Below are 9,442 nucleotides of genomic sequence, written 5' to 3'. Positions count from 1 at the left end.
GACGTTATCGCCATCGTGGGAAACGGTCAGGTTCTTGTTGGTCGGAGTGAAGTCAACGGTGCTGCCCGGAGCCACATTGCTGGCCCCTTTCGAATCACCATTGGTGCTGACGTTCCAGCCCTTGTTGGCGACATTGCTGACATCGGTCAATTGGTTGACGTTAACCGCATCCGTGCCATCGGTACCAGCTGCCACATTGGTGATTTTCTTGCCACCGGCATCCACCCCGTTTGTGGTGACACTCGGGCCACCGGCGATGGTCAGACCATCCCCGTTCACGGTGGTGTTGCCGTTGGTGAAGCCACCATTGTTGATCGTGGTATTGCCCGTGGTGACGCTGCCGTTATCGCCCAGATTGACGTCCTTGTTCAGCTTGACGTTCAGGGTATCGTTGCCATCCGCGACTACACCGATGTTCCCATCGGTCAGGTCATCAGCGTTTTTGGCATTACCTTTCACGTTGACAGTCTGGCCCAGATCACGATGAACATTCGTACCGGCATCACCGGCAAAGTTCAGCCCCTTGTTGGTCAGGTCACTGTTCTGATCATGCAACTGGTTAACGTTGACCGCATCGGTACCATCCGTGCCCGGTGCGACATTGGTGATCTTGTCGCCACCAGCATCCACACCATTGGTAGTAATGCTTGGGCCACCGTTGATGGTGACGCCATCGCCGTTCACCGTGGTGTTACCGTTGGTCAGTCCATCATTGTTGATGGTGGTGCTGCCGGTCGTAATGGAACCGTTATCACCCAGATCCAGATTATCGGCCAGTCCCAGTTTGACGTTATCGCCATCGTGGGAAACGGTCAGGTTCTTGTTGGTCGGAGTGAAGTCAACAGTGCTGCCCGGTGCCACGTTGCTGGCCCCTTTCGAATCACCATTGGTGCTGACGTTCCAGCCCTTGTTGGCGACATTGCTGACATCAGTCAACTGGTTGACGTTGACCGCATCTGTCCCCTTGGTACCAGCGGCCACATTGGTGATCTGCTTGTTACCGGCATCGATACCATTCTGGGTAATGCTTGGACCGTTGTTGATGGTAAGCCCACTATTGTTAACCGTGGTATTGCCTGTGGTTAAGCTACCGTTATCACCCAGATTAACATTCTTGTTCAGCTTGACGTTCAGGGTATCGTTACCATCCGCTACCACACCGATGTTCCCATCGGTCAGGTCACCAGCGTTTTTGGCATTGCCTTTCACGTTGACAGTCTGGCCCAGATCACGATGAACATTCGTGCCGGAGTCACCGGCAAAGTCGAGGCCCTTGTTGGTCAGATCCGTGCTCTGGTTGTTCAACTGGTTAACGTTGACCGCATCGGTACCATCCGTGCCCGGCGCGACATTGGTGATCTTGTCGCCACCAGCATCCACACCATTGGTAGTAATGCTTGGGCCACCGTTGATGGTCACGCCATCACCGTTCACCGTAGTGTTACCGTTGGTCAGGCCATCATTGTTGATGGTGGTATTACCGGTTTTAACCGTACCGTTATCACCCAGATCCAGGTTGTCTGCCAGGCCCAGTTTGACGTTATCGCCATCATGGGAAACGGTCAGGTTCTTGTTGGTCGGAGTGAAGTCAACGGTGCTGCCCGGTGCCACGTTGCTGGCCCCTTTCGAATCACCATTGGTGCTGACGTTCCAGCCCTTGTTGGCGACATTGCTGACATCGGTCAATTGGTTGACGTTAACCGCATCCGTGCCATCGGTACCAGCGGCCACATTGGTGATTTTCTTGCCACCGGCATCCACCCCGTTTGTGGTGACACTCGGGCCACCGGCGATGGTCAGACCATCCCCGTTCACGGTGGTGTTGCCGTTGGTGAAGCCACCATTGTTGATCGTGGTATTGCCCGTGGTGACGCTGCCGTTATCGCCCAGATTGACGTCCTTGTTCAGCTTGACGTTCAGGGTATCGTTGCCATCCGCGACTACACCGATGTTGCCATCAGTCAGGTCGTCGGCATTTTTGGCATTGCCTTTCACGTTGACAGTCTGGCCCAGATCACGATGAACATTCGTGCCGGAGTCACCGGCAAAGTCGAGGCCCTTGTTGGTCAGATCCGTGCTCTGGTTGTTCAACTGGTTAACGTTGACCGCATCGGTACCATCCGTGCCCGGCGCGACATTGGTGATCTTGTCGCCACCAGCATCCACACCATTGGTAGTAATGCTTGGGCCACCGTTGATGGTGACACCATCACCGTTCACCGTAGTGTTACCGTTGGTCAGTCCATCATTGTTGATGGTGGTATTACCGGTTTTAACCGTACCGTTATCACCCAGATCCAGGTTGTCTGCCAGTCCCAGTTTGACGTTATCGCCATCGTGGGAAACGGTCAGGTTCTTGTTGGTCGGAGTGAAGTCAACGGTGCTGCCCGGTGCTACATTACTGGCATTGGATGACTCGCCATTGGTGCTGACGTTCCAGCCACGGTTAGCGTTATTGGCTGTATCGGTAGCATTATCAACTGCCTTGTTGGTGGCATAGAGCTGAGAGCCATTGATGGCATCGGTGCTGCTATCTGAGACACGTCCGGCCGCGACATTGGTGATCTGACGCTCATTACCACTGGAGCCAACACTGACGACACTGCCTGGATTAGTGCCAGCATACTGATAGGTTGTACCACCGACGGTGCCTTCAGAAGTCGGGTTGGCAGCGGCGGTGGAAGAGCCACTACCCAGCGCTACCGAATTGTTCTCAGACGCGGTTGCACCATCACCCAGTGCCGTTGCGCTGGTACCTGTCGCAGACGTGCCGTTTCCTACGGCAGTCGCATGCTCACCAGACGCAGAGGAGGCTACACCGGCCGCGAGTGCATTATTGCCGGTCGCACCATCGTCGTTGTAGTTGGCCTGCTGGTTACCGTTGTCATTGACACTGTAATAGCGGGTCTTGTTCTGTTGAATGGAATTATCAACATAGTTTTTGTTGGTGATGTCATCCCCGTTGGTGATCGGACCGTTATAGGTCGTTTCACCACCGTTGTGGATTTCGAAGTTATCACCCAGTTTGGTGGTACCACCGACGTTCAGGTTATTGGTCGTCACACCGCCATTATTGATGGTGGTGTTGCCGGCAGTCACGGAGCCATTGCCCCCCAGATCAACATCCTTGTTCAGCTTGACGTTCAGGGTATCGTTGCCATCCGCGACTACACCGATGTTGCCATCAGTCAGATCGTCGGCATTTTTGGCATTACCTTTCACGTTGACAGTCTGGCCCAGATCACGATGAACATTCGTGCCGGAGTCACCGGCAAAGTCGAGGCCCTTGTTGGTCAGATCCGTGCTCTGGTTGTTCAACTGGTTAACGTTGACCGCATCGGTACCATCCGTGCCCGGCGCGACATTGGTGATCTTGTCGCCACCAGCATCCACACCATTGGTAGTAATGCTTGGGCCACCGTTGATGGTGACACCATCACCGTTCACCGTAGTGTTACCGTTGGTCAGGCCATCATTGTTGATGGTGGTATTACCGGTTTTAACCGTACCGTTATCACCCAGATCCAGGTTGTCTGCCAGTCCCAGTTTGACGTTGTCGCCATCATGGGAAACGGTCAGGTTCTTGTTGGTCGGAGTGAAGTCAACGGTGCTGCCCGGTGCTACGTTGCTGGCATTGGATGATTCGCCATTGGTACTGACATTCCAACCCTTGTTGGCGGTTGTATTCGCGGTATTGGCGATATTGGTGGCGTTATCCACACCCTGATTAGTGGCATAGAGCTGTGAGCCATTAATGGCATCGGTGCTGCTATCGGAGACACGTCCCGCCGCGACATTGGTGATCTGACGCTCATTACCACTGGAGCCGACACTGACGACGCTGTTTGGATTGGTACCCGCGTAGTGATAGGTCGTACCACCGATGGTGTCTTCGGAAGTCGGGTTGGCAGCGGCGGTGGAAGAGTTGCTGCCTAGCGCTACCGAATTGTTCTCGGACGCGGTTGCACCATCACCCAACGCCGTTGCGCTGGTACCTGTCGCAGACGTGCCATTCCCTACGGCAGTCGCATGCTCACCAGACGCAGAGGAACCTACACCGGCCGCGAGTGCATTATTGCCGGTCGCACCATCGTCGTTGTAGTTGGCCTGCTGGTTACCGTTGTCATTGACACTGTAATAGCGGGTCTTGTTCTGTTGAATGGAATTATCAACATAGTTTTTGTTGGTGACGTCATCCCCGTTGGTGATCGGACCGTTATAGGTCGTTTCACCGCCGTTGTGGATTTCGAAGTTATCACCCAGTTTGGTGGTACCACCGACGTTCAAGTTATTGGTCGTCACACCGCCATTATTGATGGTGGTGTTGCCGGCAGTCACGGAGCCATTGCCCCCCAGATCAACATCCTTGTTCAGCTTGACGTTCAGGGTATCGTTACCATCCGCGACTACACCGATGTTCCCATCGGTCAGGTCATCAGCGTTTTTGGCATTGCCTTTGACGTTGACGGTCTGGCCTAGATCACGATGTACGCTATTACCGGAGTCACCAGCGAAGGTAAGGCCTTTCTGTGTCAGGTCGTTCCCCTGCTGATACAACTGGCTACCGTTAACCGCATCGGTACTATTTTGGCTGATATCCCCTGGAGAAACGTTGGTAATCTTGTGATTACCGGCGTCTACACCATTAGTGGTGATACTGGGTCCATTTGTAATGGACACACCATCGCCGTTCACGGTGGTGTTACCGTTTTTCAGGCCATCATTGTTGATGGTGGTGCTGCCGGTCGTAATGGAACCGTTATCACCCAGATCCAGGTTGTCTGCCAGGCCCAGTTTGACGTTGTCGCCATCATGGGAAACGGTCAGGTTCTTGTTGGTCGGAGTGAAGTCAACAGTGCTGCCCGGTGCCACGTTGCTGGCCCCTTTCGAATCACCATTGGTACTGACGTTCCAGCCCTTATTAGCCGTTGTATTCGCGGTATTGGCGATATTGGTGGCGTTATCCACACCCTGATTAGTGGCATAGAGCTGCGAGCCATTAATGGCATCGGTGCTGCTATCGGAGACACGTCCAGCCGCGACATTGGTGATCTGACGCTCATTGCCCTTGGAGCCAACACTGACGACACTGCCTGGATTAGTGCCAGCATACTGGTAGGTTGTACCACCGACGGTGCCTTCGGAAGTCGGGTTGGCAGCAGCGGTGGATGAGTTGCTGCCTAGCGCTACCGAATCGTTGTTGGACGCGGTGGCACCATCACCCAGCGCTGTCGCGCTGGTACCTGTCGCAGACGTGCCATTCCCTACGGCAGTCGCATGCTCACCGGATGCCGAGGAAGCTACACCGGCGGCAAGCGCATTGTTGCCTGTCGCGCCATCGTCGTTGTAGTTATCCTGCTGGTTACCATTGTCATTGACACTGTAATAACGGGTCTTGTTCTGTTGAATGGAGTTATCAACATAGTTTTTGTTGGTGATGTCATCACCTTCATTAATCGGGCCCGTGTAGGTAGTCGCCCCATTCTGATTAATGGTGGTATTGCCAAGGTTAAGATCCGATGCCAGATCTACATTGACGTTGTTGCCGTCATGGGAAATGGTGAGGTTCTTATCCTTGTTGCTGAAATCAACATTGTCACCCGGCGCTACATTACTGGCACTCGAAGTGTCACCATTGGTACTGACGTTCCAGCCCTTATTAGCCGTTGTATTCGCGGTATTGGCGATATTGGTGGCGTTATCCACACCCTGATTAGTGGCATAGAGCTGCGAGCCATTAATGGCATCGGTGCTGCTATCGGAGACACGCCCGGCCGCGACATTGGTGATCTGACGCTCATTACCACTGGAGCCAACACTGACGACACTGCCTGGATTAGTGCCCGCATACTGATAGGTTGTACCACCGACGGTGCCTTCGGAAGTCGGGTTGGCAGCGGCGGTGGAAGAGCCACTACCCAGCGCTACCGAATTGTTGTCGGACGCGGTGGCACCATCACCCAACGCCGTTGCGCTGGTACCTGTCGCAGACGTGCCATTCCCTACGGCGGTCGCATGCTCACCAGACGCAGAGGAGGCTACACCGGCGGCAAGCGCATTGTTGCCTGTCGCGCCATCGTCGTTGTAGTTATCCTGCTGGTTACCATTGTCATTGACACTGTAATAACGGGTCTTGTTCTGTTGAATGGAGTTATCAACATAGTTTTTGTTGGTGATGTCATCACCTTCATTAATCGGGCCCGTGTAGGTAGTCGCCCCATTCTGATTAATGGTGGTATTGCCAAGGTTAAGATCCGATGCCAGATCTACATTGACGTTGTTGCCGTCATGGGAAATGGTGAGGTTCTTATCCTTGTTGCTGAAATCAACATTGTCACCCGGCGCTACATTACTGGCACTCGAAGTGTCACCATTGGTACTGACGTTCCAGCCCTTATTAGCCGTTGTATTCGCGGTATTGGCGATATTGGTAGCGTTATCCACACCCTGATTAGTGGCATAGAGCTGTGAGCCATTAATGGCATCGGTGCTGCTATCGGAGACACGTCCGGCCGCGACATTGGTAATCTGACGCTCGTTACCACTGGAGCCGACACTGACGACACTGCCTGGATTAGTGCCAGCATACTGATAGGTTGTACCACCGACGGTGCCTTCGGAAGTCGGATTGGCACCGGCGGTGGAAGAGCCACTACCTAATGCAACCGAATTGGCGTTGGATGCATTTGCATTGTTGCCTAATGCAAGTGCTGCTGTATCACTTGCTTTTGAACCCGAACCCAATGCTATTGCACTGCTGCCCCCTGCATTAGCACTGTTCCCTATTGCTGTGGCATTGGCATTGGATGCAGTAGCACCAGATCCTTCTGCTAATGTGTTTATTCCACTTGCATTAGCGGAGGTGCCAATGGCTTGGGCATTATTTGCTGAAGCATTAGCCCCATTACCAATGGCATTACTGCTCGTTCCAGTACTAGAGGAGCGATTACCTAATGCAGTCGCTGACTCCCCAGTTGCCGAAGCATAGTTGCCAATGGCTGTTGTCCAGTTATTTTTGCTCGTATTAGCCTTATAACCTTCAGCAATGCTGTAATCGGCGCCAGCGACTGCTTCTGCACCCAACGCCAATCCCCGTGTGCCTTCAGCCTTAGCACTGTTGCCAAAGGCGGATGAAGAATCGCCTTGTGATTGAGCCCCAAACCCAACCGCAGTGGATGATCCACCTATTGCTTTTGCCTGGTAACCACTAGCAAGTGCATATTCACCCGATGCATCCGTTTGAAAGCCACTAGCCAACGAATATAGACCAGTGGCATTGGTCTCTTCGCCCAGTGCGGTTCCATATTCAGCTGCACTGGCACGTGTACCTACGGCTGTTGCGTCGTTACCTGTAGTCGAAGCATTGTTTCCAAGAACTGTAGAATTGATCCCACCCGTACTTGCCCCACTTCCGATTGCAGAAGCGCCGAGGTAATTGGACTTCGCATTGTAACCGATGGCGGTAGCTTGATCCGCGTGAGTAGCACCGGTTTTTGAACCTGACGTGGAATCATCCTGGGTTTTGACCTCTGCCCCAGACCCAATAGCCGTGCTGCCATTACCATCCACGTAGGTGTTGTTACCTACAGCAGTGGCATTATCATTCTGAGCACTGGCGCCTGTACCCGCTGCAAGCGAATTAGTACCGGTAGCACCATCGTTGTTATAGTTACCTGTTTGGTTGCCGCCATCATTTACGCTGTAGTAATGCGTAAGACCAGCCTTAAGCTGCGAAACGTTTACTGCATCTGAATCGGCAGATCCAGCTGCCACTCCAGTTATTTGACGTTTGCCAACATCGACTCCACCATATTGGTCGCTGGAGCGTGTATCCAATATGCTTTGCCGTTGAGTTGCGGAGGAACCTCCCGGGATATAGCCATCCTGTCCACCTTTTCGATCGGCGTTTGATCCAACACCCAGCGCGACACCACCTACTTGTGAAACTTTGGCCCCGCCGCCCACGGCAACCCCTTTCTCTGCCGTTACGTTTGCACCGCTACCGATAGCGGCACTCCCTGTACCGGTAGCTGTTGAATTCGGGCCAATAGCAGCACCGTCGCTTGTGGAGTGAGCATTATGGCCAATGGCCGATCCTTCGCCTTCGGCAGATGCCCCTTGACCGAATGCAGAACCATTTTGGCCGGTAGCTTGTGCGTTGTTACCAAATGCGGTTGCCCCGTTTTGGTTCGCAAGTGCCCCTGTGCCGAAAGCGGAGCTGTTATTGGCCAGAGCCTGAGCATTCGCACCTACAGCAGTAGTGTTTTGCCCATTGGTATAAGACGTGTTACCGATGGCGATACCGTATAAGGAACCGGCAGAGGTATTTGCACCGGGACCCAAGGCAAGTGAGCGATCACCTTTTGCTGCTGTTGCAGTAGAATTTGGATTACCACCAATAGCAACGGCATTGAAGCCTGAGGCGCTTGAGTTATCACCTAGTGAGATTTGTGCGCCATTTCCGCTTGCATCGGAATTCACACCTATTGCGATTGGTGAGCCGGTAGTTGAGTGGTTGATAGCTTTGGAATTGGCACCGATGGCGATGGATTGTGAGCCGGCTCCAATGTCATTACCTGAATAAGCATTGAACCCCATTGCAATGGAGCCAAACGATGTGCCCCCCAACACATGAGAGCTATCACCAATAGCTATAGAGAAATTAGAATCTCCGCCGTTACTGGTGCTATCAACGAATGCATTATGGCCTAAAGCAATTGAGCCAGTGCCATTAGCCGTTGCGCCAGTACCAATCGCGGTAGCAGCTGGTTTGGAAGCATATGCGTTATCGCCTTCTGCGATACTACCATCACCAACGGCGCCATCTCCGTTGGAGTTACGGTTTTGCTGGCTCGAATCTCGCTTGACAGTACGTGAATTCAGCCTATTTGCGGTGACAGGGTTGGTAACATTATTAACATAAAGTGTATTTTCCAATCCGGAAGAGGCATTTTTTATGCCTATGTCACTATTCGCGGCCAGAGCCGATGGTGCTGCGACGGAGAGCAATACCGGAACGGAACCAAGGACGATAATTTTGGATGAAAGTGTACTTTTGCCGTTGCTTCTGGCTGTTTCAGATGCAACCACTAACCTTCCCAGAGTTTTATTCCAAATCTGGCGATAATTTCTATTCATTCTCGTTCCCTCTACCCCTTGGATTCCAAAAGTAAGCTCCCTTTGGGCTTTTGATTGATAGAACGTTTATCAAAAAAGTGTCCCGGCCAGTTTGTGACTGACATCCCCCCGTGGAGCTTGTTCATCATGTTGGCGACCGTTCGGCACTTCCATCGCCAGTGGCAAGCTTGAATCTGTCTTTAGTGCAAGACTTCTTTTTCCAATGTCGATTTGTATGATTTAAAACAAATCTATTAGAGCGGCATCTGCATTTTTATCGCGAAAACCATAAATCTTGATTTGTACGTTTTATTTAAAGGACTAC

Annotated in this window: 1 protein-coding gene; it reads right to left on the bottom strand. The window is 52.6% G+C overall.

The window, feature by feature from the left end:
* A partial coding sequence (locus LMG33818_RS08095; protein WP_442322853.1) for an ESPR-type extended signal peptide-containing protein occupies positions 1-9,138 on the bottom strand: 9,138 nt, incomplete at its 3' end.
* Positions 9,139-9,442: the final 304 nt, after the last annotated feature.

It is taken from the genome of Cernens ardua (assembly GCF_051251085.1).
In the GTDB taxonomy this organism is placed as follows: domain Bacteria; phylum Pseudomonadota; class Gammaproteobacteria; order Pseudomonadales; family Halomonadaceae; genus Cernens; species Cernens ardua.
This window is presented reverse-complemented; position numbering and strand designations above follow the sequence as displayed.